Genomic DNA, 20,699 nt, shown 5'->3' on the forward strand with positions numbered 1-20,699 from the left:
ACTTTTTTATTAACCAATTAAATTTTATCTTATGATGGAACAATGCTTTAAGCAAAAAAGTAGTTTCCGAACAATCAGAATCATACTATTCTCATTGTCGATGCTTTTTGCGTATGCCACAAATGGCTATGCCCAGAACATGGTTAGGGGAGTCGTCACAGACGTGACCGGTGATCCGTTGCCAGGAGTCAGCGTCGTTGTCAAAGGTACGACCACAGGTACCACTACCGATATTGACGGTAGATACTCTATCAATGCATCCAACACTGCCACTCTTGAATTCTCATACATCGGTATGAACAAACAAGAGATAAAAGTGAACGGACGCAGTACGATCAACATCATCTTAAAAGAAGATGTCGCTAATTTGGACGAAGTTGTAGTAGTAGGTTATGGAACACAAAAGAAAGCTCACTTAACCGGATCTGTAGCCACGGTATCTCAAAAAGATATGTTGAAAACAACTGCCAGTAATATGTCACAAACATTAGTCGGTAAGTTGCCCGGCCTTATTACCCAACAATCACTCGGACAACCAGGATCGGATGATGTTTCCATATTAATCCGTGGTTATTCTTCATTCAGCGGTTCAGGTACGGTACTTGTTTTAGTTGATGGAGTAGAACGAGCTATGGGACAAGTAGACCCGAATGACGTGGAGTCTGTTACCATCCTAAAAGACGCTGCATCTTGTGCCGTTTATGGTATGAAGGCAGCCAACGGAGTTGTGCTGGTAACAACCAAACATGGGCAAGAAGGTAAAACAGATATCACCTACAGAGGCAGTATGACTCTATCGCACGCTACCACTCTGCCTAAAATGATGAACGGAACCCAATATATGCAATGGTATAATCTGGCTCGCAAACTAGACAATAATGGCGTAGATAATCCATATTTTACCGACGAAGAAATTGCGGCAACTTATAACGGAGACCCTACCGATGGATTTGAAAATACAGACTGGACCTCCGACTTATATAAGACTACCCTTATGCACCAACACAATCTGTCTATAAACGGAGGCAGCAATAAGGTCAGATATTTCATCAGCGGCGGCTATTTACATCAAGATGGTATTATTAAAGGCAACAAAAACGAACGCAGCAATTTCCGTTCAAATATTGATGTACAAGCGACCAAAGACATTAAAGTGTCACTAAATACCGCAGCATTAATCAAAGATTATTATCAGCCGGGAGGATACTCTTATGGCAATCAGCAAGCCTATAGTATTTTCCATCAGTTGCTTTACTCTATACCTTTTGTTCCGAAAGAGTATGAAGGTTATCCTACTTCGGCATACCGAGGCGCAACCAGCGCAGCCAATCCGATCTATGGATCTGCAAATTCAGGATTCCAGGAATCTCGCAGAGTCAGAATAGAAAGTTCCGCAAATGTCGAATATACAGCCCCATTCCTGAAAGGTTTGAAAGCAAATATGTTCATCAGTTGGGACTGGCAAGACCTGGCAAGTAAAACATTTGCTTATGCATATTCTGTCAATGCCTATGATTCTTCCACCAAAAGCTACAGCTATGTACAAAGTGCAAATCTGCTGGCAGATGGTAACCTATATCAGGGTGACCAAAAATCACAACAAGTAATATTACGTCCGACTATTTCATATAACAACAAATTCGGACTTCATGATGTAGGAGCCCTTTTCCTCTACGAACAAACTCAGGTAAAAAGCTCTGCACTGAATGCTAGTCGTACGGATTACGACTTATTCGATTTACCCGAAATATCTTTGGGAGATGCCCAAACTGCAACTAATAGCGGTTCTTCTGGGAAAAGTGCTTACGCCGCTTATGTAGGTCGTCTAAATTATGCCTACGCCAATAAATACCTGGCCGAAGCATCTTTCCGTTACGACGGTTCTTATAAGTTTGCCAAAGGACACCGTTGGGGATTCTTCCCTTCAGTTTCTTTAGGATGGGTGATGTCGGAAGAAGACTTTTTCAAAGACGCACTTCCTAAAATAGACTATTTTAAACTCAGAGGTTCGTTTGGTATTCTAGGTAGCGACAACGTTAGTGCTTTCTTGTACAGAAAATCCTACTCTTATACTAATAATGGAGTAGTATTTGGCAGTACACCTAACACTCAAGGAACACTTAGCAACACAGTAGCTTATCCAAATGAACGACTGACTTGGGAAAAAACAAAATCATATAACTTAGGTTTCGATCTTAGTGCCTGGAACGGTTTGTTGGGAGTTGAGTTTGATGTATTCTACAAATATACATACGACATTCTTCAAAGTGTTAGTAATATCTATCCTCCTTCTTTAGGTGGACACTACCCAAGTTCTGAAAATACAGGAACATTTGATAACCGCGGATTTGAAATTGCACTGAAACATCGCAATCGTATAGGAGAATTCAGTTATAGTTTGAATGGCAACTTATCTTACGCTCATAACCGTATCTTAAGCAGAACACAGGCGGATAACACATTACCCTGGCAAAGTGTTCTCGGATCATCAGTCGGTGAATTATGGGGATTAAAAGCATTAGGGTTGTATCAGAGTGAAGAAGAGATTGCCAATTCACCTCAAGTATCATGGAATACACCACGAGTAGGAGACATTAAATATGCCGATATTAACGGCGATGGAAAGATCGATTCCAACGACCGAATCAAAATATCACGTGGCATCCGCCCGGAAATGATGTTTGCACTAATGGCTGACGCTAATTACAAAGGCTTCGATTTATCTGTTCAGTTTCAAGGAGCGGCACTTTGTGATAAAATGCTTCAATACTCATGGCAAGACTTAAATGGCGCAACAGATATGACCCCTATGACAAGACCCTGGTATGCAAATTGGGACAACGCTCCTCTTTATCTGGTAGAAAACAGTTGGCGACCCGATCATACAAATGCGGAATATCCTCGTCTGACTGTCAGCAGTGTATCTCATTCAAACAATGCCCAACAATCGGATTTCTGGAAAAGAAATGGTGCGTATTTACGTTTGAAGAACGTGACTTTAGGATATACGCTTCCTAAAGCCTGGACCAACAAGATGGGATTGTCAAACATCAGAGTTTATGCTAACGGGACTAACCTACTGACATTTACCGATTTCAAGTATATCGACCCAGAAAGTACAAATGTAGCAACAGGATATTATCCACAACAACGTACATTCAGTTTTGGTATAGATGTTAGATTTTAAAACAAATAGTTAATATGAAAAATATAAAAAAATACATTATAGGCATAGCAGCTAGCATTTGCTTGACACAATGTGATGTACTGGACGTAGATCCTACTGGCTGGTACAGCGAGAATGTAGCATATTCCTCACTGGAAAATGTAGACCTTTACGTCAAAGGGCTATATAGCGTGCTATATGATAATGCTACTATCAATATAGATTCTTACTGCTTAATGGACGATGGAGCTACAGATCTGTTAAAATACTCTTGGTATGGAGTGAACGGAGGTGCCATGAATAAATTCTTTTATCAGACGAATTATGTCACCGAAACGAGCAACTTCCGCTCCAACTGGAGTGGTATGTATACCCGTATCCGTCAACTCAACGAATATTTCTATGACCGAAGCAAAGGTTATGGAGATAACTTAGATCAGGATGAAATGAAAAAGCGTACAGCAGAGGTTCGTTTCTTACGTGCATTTGCTTACCAGGAACTGGTGCTCCGTCATGGCGGAGTTATCCTGCGTACTGATGAAGATTATGTAGACGGACCTGACGAAAGAGCTAAAGCACGTTCATCTGAATCAGATTGCTGGGATTTCATTATCAACGAATACACCCAGGCAGTACAAGACCTTCCGGAAAACTGGACAGGTACCAATGTGGGGCGTATTACCAAAGGAGCCGCTTACGGAATGAAAGCACGTGCGGCCCTTTATGCTAAACGCTGGGGGGATGCGATAGATGCCTGCAATGAAGTATTAAAATTGAATTACAGTTTATTGCAAGGAACGACTGCCAATGATTACTACAAAATATTCACCTCAGTCAATAATAGTGAGCTAATCCTTCCGGTTTACTTCCAACAGGGAAAGAACGCCAAGCAACATTCTTTTGACATCTACGTGTGTCCACCATACGACTGGAAAGCAGCCGGTGTTACAGAAGGAAGTGTAGGTGCGGCAGTCACTCCATCTGATGAATACGCTTCCTCTTTCGATATCAAAGTAAACGGTAGCTACCAATCTTTTGACTGGAGTAATCTCAGTTCCTACAACAATGCTCCATTTACCAATCGCGAACCACGTTTTTACGCCTCCATTCTTTATAATGGAGCAACATGGAAAGGACGTACTCTCCAGTTGTATGTAGATGGAAATGACGGATATATGGATTTTGCTACAACCGGACAAGATAATGTGCACAAATCAACAACAGGTTATCTGATTCGTAAGTTCGCTTCTGATGATACCAATATCAACTTTAGCAGCATTTTGAGTGGACAATACTGGATAGAAATGCGTTTAGCTGAAATTTACTTGATTCGTTCGGAAGCATATGCACGACAAAACGAGTTTGGAAAAGCCTATGCTGATCTGAAAACGATCCGTGACCGCGTCGGACTGCCGGAACTCGCCCAACAAAATAATTGGAGTGATTATCTGGAAGATCTGTCTAAAGAACGTATTTGTGAACTTGGAATGGAAGGACACCGATATTTCGACCTGATCCGTTGGGGAATCGCCGTAAGAACACTTGATCATAAACGTCTGCACGGCGTTAAGATAACACAGGCCGGTGGCAGTTTCAGTTACGCACGAGTAGAATGCGATACACAAGACCGTTTATTCCCTGAAAAATATACAATTTTCCCTATTCCATACACAGAACTTCAAGACAACACACTCTGTGAACAAAATGAACTGTGGAAATAATAATTATTTAATAAGAGAAAAATTATGAAAATAAAATATCTATTCACCGGGGTACTAATATCAATGCTAGCCTTCATGAGCTGCGAGGACCCGGACGATCTGGCAAGGACAGGCAGCGAAAATGTTACAGGACTAACCATAACCGGATGCTTAGCTTCTGATGAAAGTACCACATATAGTGCTATCGTAGACGAGGCAAGTAATACAATTACCATACAAGTTCCTTATTATATTTCAGATACGGAAAAAATACAAGGTGACCTGACACAAATGAAAGTTTCAGCCAGCCTGCCTGTAGGAGCAAAATTCTCCCCCAGCATTTCCGGCATTCGTGATCTGGTCAGTGGTTTCCAATCAACATTAGTCAAAGAAGATGGAAGCAAAATTACTTATACATTTAAGGCTGCTTATGTGAAATCAAAATTAGCCAGTATTAGTAAAGTAGAACTGACAGACTATTCACGTGCAACAATACGTATCGTCGAACCTGAGAGTACGGGTGGTACAGGAAAAATCATCATCTATAAAACCTCTTCAGCTATTGATGCAGCCTTGAAGTCTGCGGCATTAACAGTCTCTCCATGGGCTACTATCGAATCATCATCATTGGATCCGGCAACCGGCATTATAGATTTAAGTAACCAACCGACTATAACCGTTATTGCACAAAATGGAACAGACAAAACAGTCTATCAGACTAGTCTGGAACTCCCGGATCTATTACCTCAGGGAGTGGGCTATACAGCTTCATTATTTGGTTTCCAAATCTATACAGATGACACACATGGATTTGAGGTTGGAGCGAACCGTACAATGGCTGTTATTGACGACTATCTAATTATCAGTAATAGCACTGATTACAATAAAATGATTGTAATGGATCGTTATAACGGCAAAGTACTTGATGTAAAAGTCAACACTACAGGTATTGATGCAGGCCGCTCCATCCATGCTATTACCAGTGATGATGCTGGACATTTAGTAGCTATGGCATACACTAGTACTTTAGACGCCAATGTTACCGACCCAAACGTACGTGCCTGGGTTTGGCCTAACGGCATCGAGAATGCACCTAAGAGCATCGTTTATGCAAATATTAATGGGAGTACATTCGCCAATGCTCCTGTAGGCATTAATGGAGTCAAAAAACTAGAGCTTGGACGCACAATCTGCGTCAAAGGTGATCTGACTTCAGGGGATGCAATTATTGCCACATCAACCAAAAATGTACCACGTGCGGTTTTCCTTATGTTCAAAGATGGTGCAATGCAAGGCAACGCTTATGTAGAATGGGGCGGAGGAGCATCAGTCTCCATGTGGAACGCAACTAAAGTCATTCCATTGACAAATACTTCTCCACTAGGATATATTTGGGCCAGTGCCAACTTCCGGCAAGCAATTAATTACACTCCTATAGGCACAGGCGCACGCGCCATAGATTTCTCACTTCCAACATCACATTGGTGGTCCGGTAGCGCTACATATGATAAGAATGTCCGGGGAATAGGATATGTTGAATTTAACGGTACATGTTTGTTAGGCGTTCAAAATGGTCTGTCAAGCAATGGGGTTTGGTCCCACCGCCTATATGTATCCAACATCACGAATAATCCCGGAACTTCAGCAATGGCTAATGGCTTTATCTTCGATTCACGTGAAGGAAGTACAACAGGAACAGGCAGTATCCCCGGAACGGGGTATGCGGTAACTGGTATGACATCTTCAGCCTCGTTCGTTTCTGGCAAACAGGTACTTGGTACCAACGTTGATGAAACAGGAGATGTTGTATTCGGTCGAAGTGCTGATGGCAATGCCGTTCAGGTCTATATGTTGACTACGGATCAGGGACTATTTGCTTATGAAATTACCAGATTCAATTTATAAATGAAAATTTAAATATCATTTAAGATCATCTATAAACTACTCAGTAACAGTTGGCAATTACATATGAATAATTGCACAACTGTTGCTAAGTAGTTATTAAAGTCACTAGATTATAATTAAAAAAATCCGATGGTACAATTTTTCCAAGAAATACAAGAGCAACCGCAAGCACTTCTGCAGACGGCAAACTTCTACAAAAGCGTAGAAGGAAAATCCGTTTTGTCACAAATTTCAGAATTATGGTGTTCCGGCAAATATAGAAATATTCTGTTAACCGGTATGGGCAGTTCTTACTTCATCGCTAACGCAACTGCTTCTCTACTTAATTCATATAAAATCCCGGCATATGCTCTGAACGCAGGAGAATTATTGCATTATCAAATTTCATTAATTAGTCCAGAATCGTTGATTATATGTATTTCGCAATCAGGAGAAAGCTATGAAGTAATCAAACTAATAGAAAAGTTATCTTCAAACATCACAGTTCTTTCTATTTGTAATGAAAAAGATAGCAGTTTAGTCAAATTCTCTCGCTATAGCCTATTGTGCAAAGCTGGAAAGGAAGAAAAAACGTCAACAAAAACATTCATAACCTGTTATCAAGTAGCATATTTACTGGCAATGAAGTTATGCAATCAAGAAATCGACAGCACCCAATGGCATAAACTCAGTAAAATTATTGAGAACATGGTCAATGGAAATACTCCATGGATGTCGAAAGCTATTGAACTGATAGACGGCTCCACTTTTGTGCAATTAATAGGACGGGGACCAGTTTTTGCAGCTGCCAGCCAGAGTGCATTGATGTTCATGGAAGCAGCGCATACGCCTGCATCAGCTTTATTAGGTGGTGAATTCAGGCATGGCCCGTTAGAAATGGTAAAGAAAGGATTCATAGCCATTCTATTTGCACACTCGCAATCAGAAACCTACGAACAATCACTATCTTTAGTAAAAGATATCCTTAAATATGAAGGAAAAGTTATCTTTATCACCGATTCAAACTTAGTGTTTGAAAATGATAATTTATGTGCCATTACTATCCCAAGCACTAATGCTGAGTTATTTACAATCCCCTGTATAGTTCCTGTACAACTTCTTATAAATACATGGGCAACCAAATGCGGAATAATACCAGGAGAATTTACACATGGTGCCAAAATAACATCAATCGAATAAACTATGAGAATTGTGTATCCAAAGAAAATTGCAATTGGAGTCGATATTGGCGGGACTAAAATAAAAGCCGGACTTGTCGATATTAACGGACAGATAATCGGTATCCCCGAATCTATCCGGACTTTAGCGCACGAACCCGGTGAAATGATTATTGAGCAATTGACTCTATTAATCCGAAGAATGATACAACAAGCCGATGGAGCAGAATTAATCGGCATCGGCATCGGTTCTACCGGTCCATTAGATATCAACAAAGGCATCATTCTCGAATGCAATAACCTTCCAACGTTACACAATTACCCTTTACACAAAAAAATAGAATCAACTTTCGGACTTCCGGTCAAACTGGATAATGATGCAAATGCAATGATGTTAGGAGAAGCCCTATGGGGAGCCGGAAGAAACCTAAATTCAATACTAGGAATCACTCTTGGCACAGGCTTAGGAGCAGCTATAGTGGTAAACAGAAAAATTATTCGTGGAGCTACCGGTTGTGCCGGAGAAATCTGGCTGTCTCCATACAAAGAAGGAATGATAGAAGATTATGTATCGGGAACTGGAATATCAAATTTATATCAGAGAATTACAAAAAGAAAGATTTCAGGAGAAGAAATCAGTAAATTAGCCCGGGAAGGAGACATCAACGCATTAAAAGCATGGAAAGAGTTTACCCAGGCATTAGCTTATGCCCTTTCCTGGACTGTTAATATCGTTGATCCGGAAGTCGTAATTATCGGAGGCTCAGTTATGCATTCATCAGATATATTTTGGGATTCAATGGTATCTTTATTTAAAAAGTACATTTGTCCGCAAACTGCTGCAAGCATCCAGTTAAAGCCAGCAGGTTTAAAAGATAATGCCGGATTTATGGGTGCAGCAGCTTTAATGTTTGTAGAATAAATTGTTATGAAAAAATTACTTATACTCTATCCGTTTCTATTGTTTTGCTTGATAAGCAAAGCAGATAACCAGTTGAAATTAACCAATTGGGAAATAAAAAGTACAACCGAAATAAGCGAAAATGCGGAAAAAGTATCTATGCCTTCATTCCAAGCTACCGACTGGTATGAAGCCACAGTACCGACTACTGTTTTGAATGCATTAGTGAAACAGAACGTTTATCCTGATCCCAGAATCGGCATGAACAACTTTCTAATTCCTGATGTCTCTGATGAGTTTAATAAAAAAATGGACTTAGCTAAATACAGTTACCTGGGCAATGGAAAAAATCCTTGGCAGGAACCTTATTGGTATCGCACGACCTTCACTTTGCCTAAGCAATATAAAAACAAAAAAATATGGCTGAACCTCAATGGAATTAACTATCGTGCAGACGTATGGATTAATGGACATCAAATAGGGAAAAAAGAAGATGTAGTAGGCATGTTCCGCCGCTTCAAATTCGATATAACCGATTATATCCAGCCCACACAGAACTGTATTGCTATAAAAATATATCAAGTGGACCATCCCGGAACTCCTAACCCCGGAACACAATTTATAGCCTTTGGGCCTAACCGTGGTACGGCTTCCGATTTGTTCAAAGATGAAACATTAAAATTCACAGGTGGTTGGGATTGCGCCCCTGTAGTGCGTGACCGGAATATGGGTATTTATCAGTCCGTCACCCTGGAAGCAACCAGCCAGGTCACTATTGAAGACCCATATATTATCACTACTCTACCCCAAAAAGATACAACAGTTGCTGACATTACAATCAAAGCGACTGTACACAATCATTCGGATAAGATGATAAGCGGTAAAGTTAAAGCAACAATTCGCCTTATCAACGAATTAGTTTATCCGAGTTACACACGTAAACTGGCTGGAAGCATGAAACCGATAAGCGTAACTCTGCCTGTCACAATGCTCCCCAATGAAAGTAAAGAAATAATATTATCTCCCCAGAAGTTTTCCGTCTTATCTATACAGAACCCATACTTATGGTACCCAAACGGATATGGAGAGCAATATATGCACAGTCTCGATTTATCATTCGACATGAATAATGGGAAATCGTCCGATCGGGAGAAGGTAAACTTCGGAATTCGCGAAGTAACTTCGGAATTAATGAAAAACGGGGAAGAATATGGTCGTGTATTCTTTATCAATGGCAAACGCATCTTCTGTAAAGGGGGATGGATACAACCGGATGTACTTCTCGACGACTCACCCAAACGAATTTATGACCAGGCACGATTAATGGCAAATGCCAACATTACTTTGATCGGCAGTGAAGATATGCCTTCCCCTTCCGAAGATTGGCTAGATAGCTGGGATAAATACGGACTGATGAACTGGCATGTATTTTATCAATGCTACCGAATGTTCCCGGGACGTGACAACCAGCATAATCCTCTCAACAATGACTTAGCTATCGCTTGCGTGAAAGACATGGTCAAAAGATACCGTAATCATCCCTGTATCATTGCATGGTTCGGAGTTAATGAAGTGTTGGTAGATGAAGAATTGTATCATCCGACCAAAGAAGCCGTATTAAGCCTCGACACGACACGCCCCTACATACCGACTACCAGTATCAGTTGGGACGTAGACAAACTAACTCCTTATTTAAAACCGGACTTACCAACCGGTACTACCGATGATGGCGCTCCCGACTATAACTGGGCACCCTCCGATTACTACTTCGACAAAGTAGAAGAGGTTTATCTGCAAATGTTCAGAAACGAATTAGGCATGCCTTCCGTACCTGTATACGAAAGTTTGAAAAAGTTTATACCTACCATTGATAAGCCACTCGACCGGAGAAATCCGATTTATCCATTAGACAGTATATGGGCGGAACACGGAGCATGGGACACCAATAACTTCTGCTATCGTGCATACGACAATGCAATCCGAACCTTCTATAGCGACCCAGTCAGTAGCGAGGATTATGCATATAAAGGCCAGCTAGTAAGTTCAGAAGGGTATCGTGCCATGTTTGAGGCAGCCAACCACCGGATGTGGGATATCACAACAGGGATAATGATCTGGAAACTAAACTCTTGTTGGCCCGATGTCTGCTGGCAAATTTATGATTGGTATCTGTCACCCAATGCTTCTTACTATTTCTCTAAGAAAGCAATGGAACCCATTCATATTCAAATGAATGCAAATACGAACCGGATTTCTGTGATAAACGCTACTCATCAAGAATTTAAATCTGTTATAGCCAAAGCCAGAATCATAGACTATTCGATGAAAGAATGCTGGGCATACACAGATACCATATCCGTGGGCGCCGACCAATATAAAGAATTAGAAACCGTACCTCAACGAGGTGACCTTTCTGCCATATATTATATAAAGCTGGAATTAGAAGACTTAAACAGAAATCTTATTTCTGAAAACTTATATTGGCGTTACTCGCAACATCAAAATTTCTATTGGCTGGTAAATATGCCTAAAGTTACATTAAAGCAAGATTTAAAACTTCAAAAACAAGAAAAAGAGTATCAGATCACGCTTACTTTAACGAATGACTCTGATAAATTATCCTTTTTCAACCACTTAATGATACAAAGAGAAAAAACAAAAGAAGTCGTAAATCCGGTATTCTGGAGTGATAACTTCATTTCATTGTTCCCTAATGAGACCCGTACCATCACTGCGACAGTATCCATAGAGGATTTACATGGAGAAAATCCTATAATTATTATTAAATAACTAATAAAACCAAGAAACATGAAACTATTACTTACAACCTTGGCAATAGTCTATCTAAGTTTGTTCATGAGCCTGCAAGCACAAGAACAGGTACGGGTTATCCCCTATCCTGCTGAAGTCACCATGCAAGCAGAAACGTGTAAACTCAAATCGGGTCAGAAAATCCACTATCTGGATGCCAGTTTATATAAAGAAGCAGCATTCCTTGAAAAGAAACTCGCTGATTTAAACTATAAAATGAAAGTAATCCCCGGCAAAAAAGCTGCGAAAGGAATCAACTTATCATTAAACAATAGACTGCAAAACAAAGAGGGCTATCAGCTGATTATCGCCCCCAAACAGGTCCTAATCAAAGGAGGAAGTCCAGCTGGAGTTTTCTATGGTATTCAAACGCTATTACAGCAGTTAACCAACGGAGATCTAAGATGTGGAACGATAGAAGACGCCCCGCGTTATGAATGGAGAGGATATATGCTTGATGAAGCACGTCACTTTTCCGGCGAAAAAAGGGTAAAACAAATCCTTGACCTGATGGCATATTATAAGATGAATCGCTTCCATTGGCATCTGACAGACGCACAAGGATGGAGAATCGAAATTAAACAATACCCTAAACTGGCAACTATAGGAGGAGAAGGTTGCCATAGTGATCCGGATACACCGGCACAATATTATACACAAGAGCAGATCCGTGATATCATAGCATATGCCAAAGAACGTCATATTGAAATTATACCCGAAATAGACATGCCCGGACATGCCACAGCAGCCAATAAAGCTTACCCGGAATACTCAGGCGGAGGAACGGAAGAACATCCGGAATTCACTTTTAACGTCGGCAAAGAAGAAACTTATACTTATCTGACTAATATACTAAAAGAAATAGCTGCCTTATTCCCTTCTCCATATTTACATATCGGAGGCGACGAAGTAGCTTACGGAATCAAGGCATGGGAAACAGACCCACATGTACAAGCACTATTGAAACGCGAAGGGTTACAAACTGTAAAGGAAGCAGAACGCTACTTTATGCATAGAATGACAGATGTAGTAAACTCACTAGGTAAAACTTTAGTCGGTTGGGATGAACTTCTCGACTTGAATGTAAAGCAAGATAATACTATCATTATGTGGTGGAGACATGATAAACCCGATTACCTGCGCAAATCACTGACCAAAGGATATTCGACTATCATGTGTCCGCGCAAACCGCTTTATTTTGACTTCGTACAATATAAAGACCACAAATGGGGACGAATCTGGGACGGATTCTGCCCAATAGAAGATGTATATGCTTTCCCCGACAAATGGTTTGCCGAATGGGGAGTGTCAGCCTCTGACCTCTCACATGTCAAAGGCATACAGGCCAATACATGGACGGAACTAATGCATACTAAAGATCGGGTAGATTTCATGATCTTTCCCCGCCTCTGCGCACTGGCAGAATCAGCTTGGTCCGCACCGACAGTCAAAGACTACGACAAGTTCCTGTCACGTATGGAAGATGCATTCACCTTATTTGATAAGCTGAATATTTATTACTTTGATTATCGTAATCCTCAGCACCATCCGGAACCGGCTGGTCCTGTCATCAAAAAGAAAGAAAAAATACAAATGGATTTCCGTGACTAAAAAAAGAAATGCTACATGAAGATTCTTATCTACTTTTTAATAATTGTACTGTGGAGCATCAATATGGAGGCAAAAGTCAAATTGCCTCCACTACTTAGTGACAATATGGTCTTACAGCAAAAAAGCAATGTACGAATCTGGGGAAAAGCGACTCCAAATTCTACTGTTGTAGTAACTCCTTCATGGGCAAATAAGGAAGTCAAAACCCATGCTGACGAAAAGGGGTGTTGGGAATTACAGATCACAACGCCTGCTGCCAGTTTCGAAGAATATACATTAACACTGACGGATGGAGAACAATCTGTCACTTTGCAGCACCTCCTGATCGGAGAAGTCTGGTTATGTGCCGGACAATCAAATATGGTAATGCCTTTGAACGGATTTGATTATTGTCCCATAAGCGACTCCAATAATGTCATAGCAGATGCTCCCAATCATCCGGGAATACGAATGGTAACCATAAAGCCGACAGTAAAACTATCTCCGCAGGAGTATGCAGAAGGAAGCTGGCAGCAACCAACTACGGAAAATGCTCCGAAGTTTAGTGCAGCCGCCTATCATTATGCATTAACTTTACAACGGACCTTACAGATTCCTATAGGAGTTATCACCTGTGCATGGGGAGGCTCAAGAGTAGAAGGTTGGCTACCTAAGGAAATACTACAAACCTACAAAGATGAAGACCTGACTTTAATAGGAAGTGACAAGACACCAGTCTATTTACAATCGATGTTAATGTATAATGGAATTTTATACCCCTGTCACAAATATACAATAAAAGGTTTTATCTGGTATCAAGGAGAAAGTAATGTAAGAAGTAGCAGAACATACGCCGAACGCCTAGCTACAATGGTAAAACATTGGCGATCAATATGGAAACAAGGAGACCTGCCTTTCTACTATGTTGAGACAGTCCCATTTGCCTGTGAATATAAAGAAGATGGCTACATAGGAGCATTATTGCGGGAAGCTCAACAAAAGGCGCTTTCACTCATTCCCAATAGTGGTATGATCGGAACAAACGACTTAGTAGAGACATACGAAGCTCCTCAAGTGCATCCTCACAATAAAAAAGGGATTGGAGAACGCCTCGCATATATGTCCTTGAATAAGACATACGGATATCAGGGAATAGAATCCGAATATCCATCTTATAAAAGCATGAAAATCAACGGAGAGACAATTGAAATCTCCTTTTCCCATGCAGAAAAAGGATTAAGCCCCTGGATGAATATCTCCGGATTTGAGATTGCAGGTTCAGATAAAGTCTTTTATCCGGCAGAGGCCTCTTTAAATCAGAAGGATCATACAGTAATTGTCAAATCCCCAACAGTCAAATCTCCCGTTGCCGTTCGTTACTGTTTTCGGAATTTCCTGAAAGGAAATCTGATTAATACACGCAATCTGCCGGTCAGACCATTTCGCACAGATAAGTGGTAATAAAAACATAAAATAAATGATGAAAAGAATATATTATACATATCCGGTTTTATTAGTCTGGCTTGTGTCGACATTGTTGCCACAATTTTGTATAGCTATGCCTAATGAACAGAAAGAAAACAATGATGTGGTCATAGAGAACGCGGAAATGCGTCTAATTATTAGCAATGACGGAAAAGCACGCAGCCTGATACACAAAGCTACGGGAGAGGAATGTCTGATAACAAATGCAGATGTACCTTTATGCGCTATTACCCAATACCGTCCTTACGATAATGAAAACTTCCTAATGTTTCCTGCAAAGCCACGCACCTTCCCAGCCAATAAAATTGAACGTAACGGAAATGAATTACGTATAGAATTTCAGGATACCTATGACATTGCCATCATAGAGTTAAATATCACAGATTATTATATAGGTTTCACTCTGAAGCAAATTGATTATCGTATCGAAGATTTTGGGGTAAAACGCAAAACTGAAATAGATGAAATCTCATTATTACAATTACCAGTACGTAAACGTGAGAACTTTGGTGAGTGGCTGAATGTATCATGGGATGAACAGACAGCCATATGCCTGCTAGGCACCCATCCGACCACCTATATCGATGCTTTTGCAAACAAGGAATATACTACGATGTATGCAGGACTTGATTTTCAAGTGAAACTATTCAATTCCGGTGCAGCACTGATTACTACTTCAAAAGAAAAACTGCTAACCTGTATTGATAAAGTAGAACGTGACTATCATATGCCTTTAGGAGTAGAAAGTCGCCAACGTAAAGAATATCAGTACTCCTATTATGAGCTACGTGATGTCACGACTAAAAATATAGATGAACATATTGTATATGCTCAAAAAGGTGGTTTCAAATCCATTGTCGTCTATTATGTTGATTTCGCCAAAGCTTGCGGACATTATGAATGGAGAAAAGAATATCCGAATGGAATGAAAGATTTACAGGAAATCACTAATAAAATCAAAGCAGCAGGCATGATACCCGGCATTCATATTCATTATTCCAAAGTAGCAGTGAATGACCCATATATCAACAACGGCATACCGGACTCCCGCACCAACCATGTACGCGAATTTATTCTCTCGGAACCATTAGATGATTCAAGTACTATCATCACTATAGAAGGTAATCCGGAAGGCGTACGTATGGAGAAAGGACGACGTCTCCTGCAAATTGACAACGAGCTTGTCACTTATGAGAACTATACCACCGAACCACCATATCAATTTACGGGATGTGTACGGGGAGTATTTAACTCAAAAGCAGCCTCACATGACAAAGGACAACATTTCAGACTATTGGATGTAGATGACTGGCCCCTGTTTATCCGTGTCAACCAAAATACAGGAATCCAAAAAGAGATTGCCGAACGTTTAGGAAAAATCTACCACGAAGCAGGCTTTCGTTTTGTCTATTTTGATGGTGCGGAAGATGTACCGATGCCTTATTGGTATAATGTCTCCCGCTCTCAGATGATAGTATACAACGAAATGAAACCAACTCCATTATTTGCAGAAGGAGCATTGAAATCACATTATGGATGGCATATTTTAAGTCGTGGGAATGCTTTCGATATATTCCCTCCGGAACGTATCCGTCCGGCAATGAAGAAGTATACACTTCGATGTGCAGAGCAGATAGCCAAAGATTTTACTTCTGTCAATTTCGGATGGGTGAATTACTTGGCTCCCAACGACAAGACAATAGGCATGCAACCAGACATGTATGAATATATTTGCAGCAAAGCTGTCGCATGGAATTCTCCCATATCATTAGTTGGCAATTTAAAAGAGTTACAGAATCATCCTCGTACGGAAGATAACCTGAGAGTTATCAAAATGTGGGAAGAAGCAAAACTTCAAGGTGTCCTGACAGACAAACAGAAAGAATTACTCAAAAATCCCGAACAAGAATATCTTCTGATGAAAGATAAAAAAGGAAATTATCAGTTATACCCCTATCGTCAAATAACCAAGGATGACGAAAAGCCAATCCGGGCATTCATTTTCCAGAAAGCAGGAAGGACTTGTATCATTTATTGGCATATGAACGGTACAGGGCAACTCACTCTTGATATAGAAAAAAACAAGCTGTCTTTGATGAATGAGAGTGGTAAAAGAATACCTATCCGGTCAGCAGGAAGCAAAAGTATCCTCCCCGCAGCAGGGCGTCTCATATTGGAAACCGCTCTTCCACAAGAGGAAGTAATAAAATTATTCAGAAAAAGCATCGAAATTATTAAATAGAAATTATTCATCCTAATCTTTTGTATATGAGAAATATGATAACCGGTATTATTAGCATATTATGCTATTTACAATGTTTTGGAACTTTATCAGCCTCAGTGACTGCTAAAAATGAAAATGGAAACTTTGTATTAAAAAACAAGAATGTTGAATTAGTGTTTGCCAACGGAAAAGAATTCTTATTCAAGGAATTCCGCATGGATGGCATGAACATATTGCCTGTAAATGGAAGTACAACACATCCGTGGCAACTAATCTATCGGGGTCCCAACGGAGAGAACCCGACCTTAATGCCCCGATGGGGCGAATATAAAGGAGGCGAGATACAAAAAACTCAAGATGCCTCAACATTAATATTCACCTGGCAAATGGTTATAGATGCAGGACCGACGTGTCCGGTACGCATATTAGTCACATTAGGTAAAGATGCCGAACTACCGGAATGGCGCATTGAAGCAGAAATGCCGGAAGGATGGGTGATTACAGAATCTGAATTTCCCCGTATTGCTGTAAACAGACCGGAAGGAGCAAAAGGAATTCTTCCTGTCGGATTCGGGACCGAATACACAATCGGTAATGAAGGACAACTGCAATCACGTTATCCTTCGTGTACAGGCACAATGCAGTTAGTACTGATGCATCATAAAGGAGGCACAGTCTACTTTGCCGCACAAGACAAAGGGGGATCTGGCAAAGTATTCAGAATGAAAAGTGAAGGAAAAAGTCTTGTATTTATTCAGAATGTGACAACATCCTATGCCTGGACTCAAAACAAGAAGTTCTGCATTCCTTGGGAAACAGTGATGGGATTTACCCAAAAGGGATGGCAGGACGCTGCAGTACAATGGTATCGTCCATTTACTTTCGAAACACTGTGGGGTGCAAAAACTATTTCAGAACGTCCTATAGCAGAATGGATCAAAAACGCTGATATGTGGCTACGGCCGGGAGAAGTAAATGCTGAAACAATGGAAGCAGTACGTAAAGCGATGAAATACTATGGAAAAGGAGTCGGATTGCATTGGTATTATTGGCACAATCATCGTTTCGATACTAAATATCCGGAATACTTTCCCGAAAAAGCAGGATTCAAAGAAATGATTAAAGAAACACAGGAACTTGGAGGATTTATTACTCCATATATTAACGGTCGTCTATGGGATCCAGCAACAGACAGCTATAAAACGCTTAATGGTAAAGATGCCTCTTGTCGCAAAGCTGATGGTACATTATATACAGAAGTATATAGCTCAAAGGTATTAAATACTGTAACCTGCCCAGCTTCTTATATTTGGAGAGATGTGCTGAAAGGAGTCAACAAACAGATATTAACTGAACTAAAAACGAACGGTGTATATATGGATCAGATAGGTTGCGCCAACAGCGAACCCTGCTATGCAACCAACCACGGACATGCACCTGGCGGTGGTGACTGGTGGCCTTTTGCCTACCGCAGTTTACTCACCGAAATGCGCACAAATCTATACAAAGAGAACCAAGCCATGACAACAGAAGAAAATGCAGAGTGCTATATTGACCTGTTTGACATGATGTTAGTTGTCAATTCTCCGCACAACAGCTATACAAAAATGGTTCCGTTGTTTCCGCTCATTTATTCTGACCGTTGCATCTATAGCGGATACACCTACATCCCTTGGCGTATCACAGACGGTTCTTTGAATTTCATGAGTATGCGTAGTCTGTTATGGGGTTCTCAGTTAGGATGGGTAGAGCCCAGTCTGTTGATGCGCCCAGATGCGAAAAGGGAAGCTAAATTTCTGAAAAATCTGACAGATTTCCGCCGTCAACAACATGATTTATTCTTGGGAGGCCGTTTTATACAGGAAATAATTCCAACTGGTGATAACCCAACGCAAGAGATACCCAACTATGAAATAACTCCGGTAGTATTAGCGGCAGAATGGGCTAGTGTATCAGGCGAACACGTATACCTTATAGTAAACATGAGTGAACAAGAACACAAGGTTACACTGCCTAATAAAAAACAAATAACCGTTAAAGCACTTGATGCGATCAGAATCAGCAAATAAACAGTCTTTGTAATCAAACAATAAATAGTACAGTAAAATGAAACAGATTATATTTATAGCAATATTATTAACATGTGCCTTCGGAGCCTGCTCAAGTGACAATGACGGCGACGAACAGTCTGCAAGCGTACAAGCACCTTCAGACATAACCATAGAAAGAATGGGAAAAACCAAAGTATTACTACGTTGGAAAGACAATAGTAATAATGAAACCGGATTCAGCATCTTATTAAGAAAAGCAGATACCAGTGAAAATATAGAAATAGCCAAGGTATCCGCAAATGTCACAGAATATACAATCGAAAATGGTCTGGAAGAAGGAAACATATACTATTTCGGAGTAAGAGCATTCTCGGCTACGAATACTTCACGTGCCATTTACGAGCTCTATCGGTTGGTAGCCCTCGGTGACGAGCCAAGCATCGCAATCATAGGAAGTATCAAAGCAAACTCAACTTGTATCAGTTCCTCTTATCAAGTGACAAACATAGCTGGACAAACCAACGTAAAATATGGTTTATGCTGGAGTACCGAAAACACACCCACTATCAATGATCAAAAGCAAAACGGACCGGAAGTTGCTGAAGACGGAAAAGTATTTCAAGTGATTCCGAATACCTTACTCGACTATGGCAAATCCTATAAAGTACGTGCCTTCCTGACAACCTCTACCGGTACTTATTACAGTGCAGAGTCGACTGTTTCCTTGGAAACAGAGCCACAAGCGATCCAATTGACATGGAATAAACTGACTAAGTCTACATTGCCGGCAGAAATCGAACTGTACGAAACCACCAGTAACTTAAATGGTAGTAATTTCCATGCATGGTACGCCATTGGTGATCTCTCTACCGGTAAGGTAGAAGTACGTGTCCACATACCATCTTCTCCCGCAACCATCGACACGCAATCTGCATCATTTAATGGAGACTGTTATTTATTGGTCAATGGAGGATACTTCTATAATGGAAACCATACAGGAATAGCTGTTATCAATTCCATTAAATCGGGCTCTGTTTCAGCCGTTCGGGGGTCACTAAAAACTGGCGATACAGAATACAACAGTATGTATAATGTGACAAGAGGAACATTCGGCGTAGATGCTTCAGGCAAGCCGAATGTTGTTTGGACAGGAACGGATGCCTCCAGTAATGTTTTCTATTTCGACCGTCCTTTGCCATCTGTCAAAGGAGAAAATAAATATGGAATTGTCACTAATGAAAATCCGACTACCGCAATTAGCTGGAGTCCTAAATATGCTTTAAGTGCAGGTCCTGTATTACTGAAAGACAAAAAAATCCCATTCGATTTTACAGAGACATCAAAGGGCACAGATTACTATCTCAGTAACTATGAAATCATTCCGTATGACATTTTCGGAGCGAATGTAACCCCGGACCGTACAGCAATCGGTTATCGTGAAGATGGAAAAGTGGTCATATTCATATGTGACGGACGTATTACCGCCAGTGGTGGAGCTACTTTAACAGAACTGGCACAAATAATGAAAGGATTAGGCTGTGTAGGAGCTATTAATCTTGATGGCGGAGGTTCTACCGGAATGGTTGTAGGAGACGAACACTTGAATGACATGACCGGAGGAAACCGGGCAGTCGTTTCTACAATTGGATTCTTCAAGAAAAATTAGCCCAATCCGGATATTCATAAAAGCTATAGCAATATACATAGTA

Annotated in this window: 11 protein-coding genes; all 11 read left to right on the forward strand. The window is 40.6% G+C overall.

The genetic code is table 11. The annotated features are described in order from the left end of the window. The first annotated feature begins 34 nt into the window (after positions 1-34). The 11 genes from KTR07_RS19365 to KTR07_RS19415 all read left to right on the forward strand — a co-directional run bounded on the left by KTR07_RS19365 (position 35) and on the right by KTR07_RS19415 (position 20,656). On the forward strand, positions 35-3,187 hold the full coding sequence (locus KTR07_RS19365; protein ID WP_008767096.1) for a TonB-dependent receptor: 3,153 nt from the start codon (positions 35-37) through the stop codon (positions 3,185-3,187). Between the two features lie 14 nt (positions 3,188-3,201). Then, the gene (locus KTR07_RS19370) at positions 3,202-4,887 is read left to right on the forward strand and encodes a RagB/SusD family nutrient uptake outer membrane protein (protein ID WP_008762551.1); all 1,686 of its coding nucleotides are present in this window, start codon (positions 3,202-3,204) and stop codon (positions 4,885-4,887) included. 63 nt (positions 4,888-4,950) lie between these two features. Then, positions 4,951-6,771 (forward strand): DUF5018 domain-containing protein, encoded by a 1,821-nt coding sequence (locus tag KTR07_RS19375; protein ID WP_225693831.1) that lies wholly within the window; start codon positions 4,951-4,953, stop codon positions 6,769-6,771. 129 nt (positions 6,772-6,900) lie between these two features. Next, positions 6,901-7,950: an SIS domain-containing protein gene (locus KTR07_RS19380; RefSeq protein WP_008762549.1), complete on the forward strand. Its 1,050-nt coding sequence runs from the start codon at positions 6,901-6,903 to the stop codon at positions 7,948-7,950. A 3-nt stretch (positions 7,951-7,953) separates the two neighbouring features. Further along, the gene (locus tag KTR07_RS19385) at positions 7,954-8,850 is read left to right on the forward strand and encodes an ROK family protein (protein WP_008767097.1); all 897 of its coding nucleotides are present in this window, start codon (positions 7,954-7,956) and stop codon (positions 8,848-8,850) included. A 6-nt stretch (positions 8,851-8,856) separates the two neighbouring features. Next, positions 8,857-11,619: a sugar-binding domain-containing protein gene (locus tag KTR07_RS19390; RefSeq protein WP_011108903.1), complete on the forward strand. Its 2,763-nt coding sequence runs from the start codon at positions 8,857-8,859 to the stop codon at positions 11,617-11,619. Positions 11,620-11,637: 18 nt separating this feature from the next. Further along, positions 11,638-13,251 (forward strand): beta-N-acetylhexosaminidase, encoded by a 1,614-nt coding sequence (locus tag KTR07_RS19395; RefSeq protein ID WP_008767099.1) that lies wholly within the window; start codon positions 11,638-11,640, stop codon positions 13,249-13,251. 15 nt (positions 13,252-13,266) lie between these two features. Continuing rightward, on the forward strand, positions 13,267-14,691 hold the full coding sequence (locus KTR07_RS19400; RefSeq protein WP_008767100.1) for a sialate O-acetylesterase: 1,425 nt from the start codon (positions 13,267-13,269) through the stop codon (positions 14,689-14,691). A gap of 16 nt (positions 14,692-14,707) precedes the next feature. Further along, complete coding sequence (locus KTR07_RS19405) at positions 14,708-16,957, forward strand: hypothetical protein (protein ID WP_008767101.1); 2,250 nt, start codon at positions 14,708-14,710, stop codon at positions 16,955-16,957. Positions 16,958-16,983: 26 nt separating this feature from the next. After that, positions 16,984-19,008: a DUF6259 domain-containing protein gene (locus tag KTR07_RS19410; protein ID WP_008767102.1), complete on the forward strand. Its 2,025-nt coding sequence runs from the start codon at positions 16,984-16,986 to the stop codon at positions 19,006-19,008. A 37-nt stretch (positions 19,009-19,045) separates the two neighbouring features. After that, entirely contained in the window at positions 19,046-20,656 is a 1,611-nt protein-coding gene (locus tag KTR07_RS19415) for a phosphodiester glycosidase family protein (RefSeq protein ID WP_008767103.1), read from the forward strand. The last annotated feature ends 43 nt before the right edge of the window (positions 20,657-20,699 follow it).

Origin of the sequence: Bacteroides sp. MSK.20.82 (assembly GCF_019052485.1) — a bacterium.
Taxonomy (GTDB): domain Bacteria; phylum Bacteroidota; class Bacteroidia; order Bacteroidales; family Bacteroidaceae; genus Bacteroides; species Bacteroides thetaiotaomicron.

Excerpts from the sequence above, each read along its gene's own strand:
- KTR07_RS19410 (WP_008767102.1), top strand. The coding sequence starts at position 16,984 with ATGAGAAATATGATAACCGGTATTATTAGCATATTATGCTATTTACAA.
- KTR07_RS19380 (WP_008762549.1), top strand. The coding sequence starts at position 6,901 with ATGGTACAATTTTTCCAAGAAATACAAGAGCAACCGCAAGCACTTCTG.
- KTR07_RS19365 (WP_008767096.1), top strand. The coding sequence starts at position 35 with ATGGAACAATGCTTTAAGCAAAAAAGTAGTTTCCGAACAATCAGAATC.
- KTR07_RS19385 (WP_008767097.1), top strand. The coding sequence starts at position 7,954 with ATGAGAATTGTGTATCCAAAGAAAATTGCAATTGGAGTCGATATTGGC.
- KTR07_RS19395 (WP_008767099.1), top strand. The coding sequence starts at position 11,638 with ATGAAACTATTACTTACAACCTTGGCAATAGTCTATCTAAGTTTGTTC.
- KTR07_RS19405 (WP_008767101.1), top strand. The coding sequence starts at position 14,708 with ATGATGAAAAGAATATATTATACATATCCGGTTTTATTAGTCTGGCTT.
- KTR07_RS19400 (WP_008767100.1), top strand. The coding sequence starts at position 13,267 with ATGAAGATTCTTATCTACTTTTTAATAATTGTACTGTGGAGCATCAAT.
- KTR07_RS19390 (WP_011108903.1), top strand. The coding sequence starts at position 8,857 with ATGAAAAAATTACTTATACTCTATCCGTTTCTATTGTTTTGCTTGATA.
- KTR07_RS19415 (WP_008767103.1), top strand. The coding sequence starts at position 19,046 with ATGAAACAGATTATATTTATAGCAATATTATTAACATGTGCCTTCGGA.
- KTR07_RS19375 (WP_225693831.1), top strand. The coding sequence starts at position 4,951 with ATGCTAGCCTTCATGAGCTGCGAGGACCCGGACGATCTGGCAAGGACA.
- KTR07_RS19370 (WP_008762551.1), top strand. The coding sequence starts at position 3,202 with ATGAAAAATATAAAAAAATACATTATAGGCATAGCAGCTAGCATTTGC.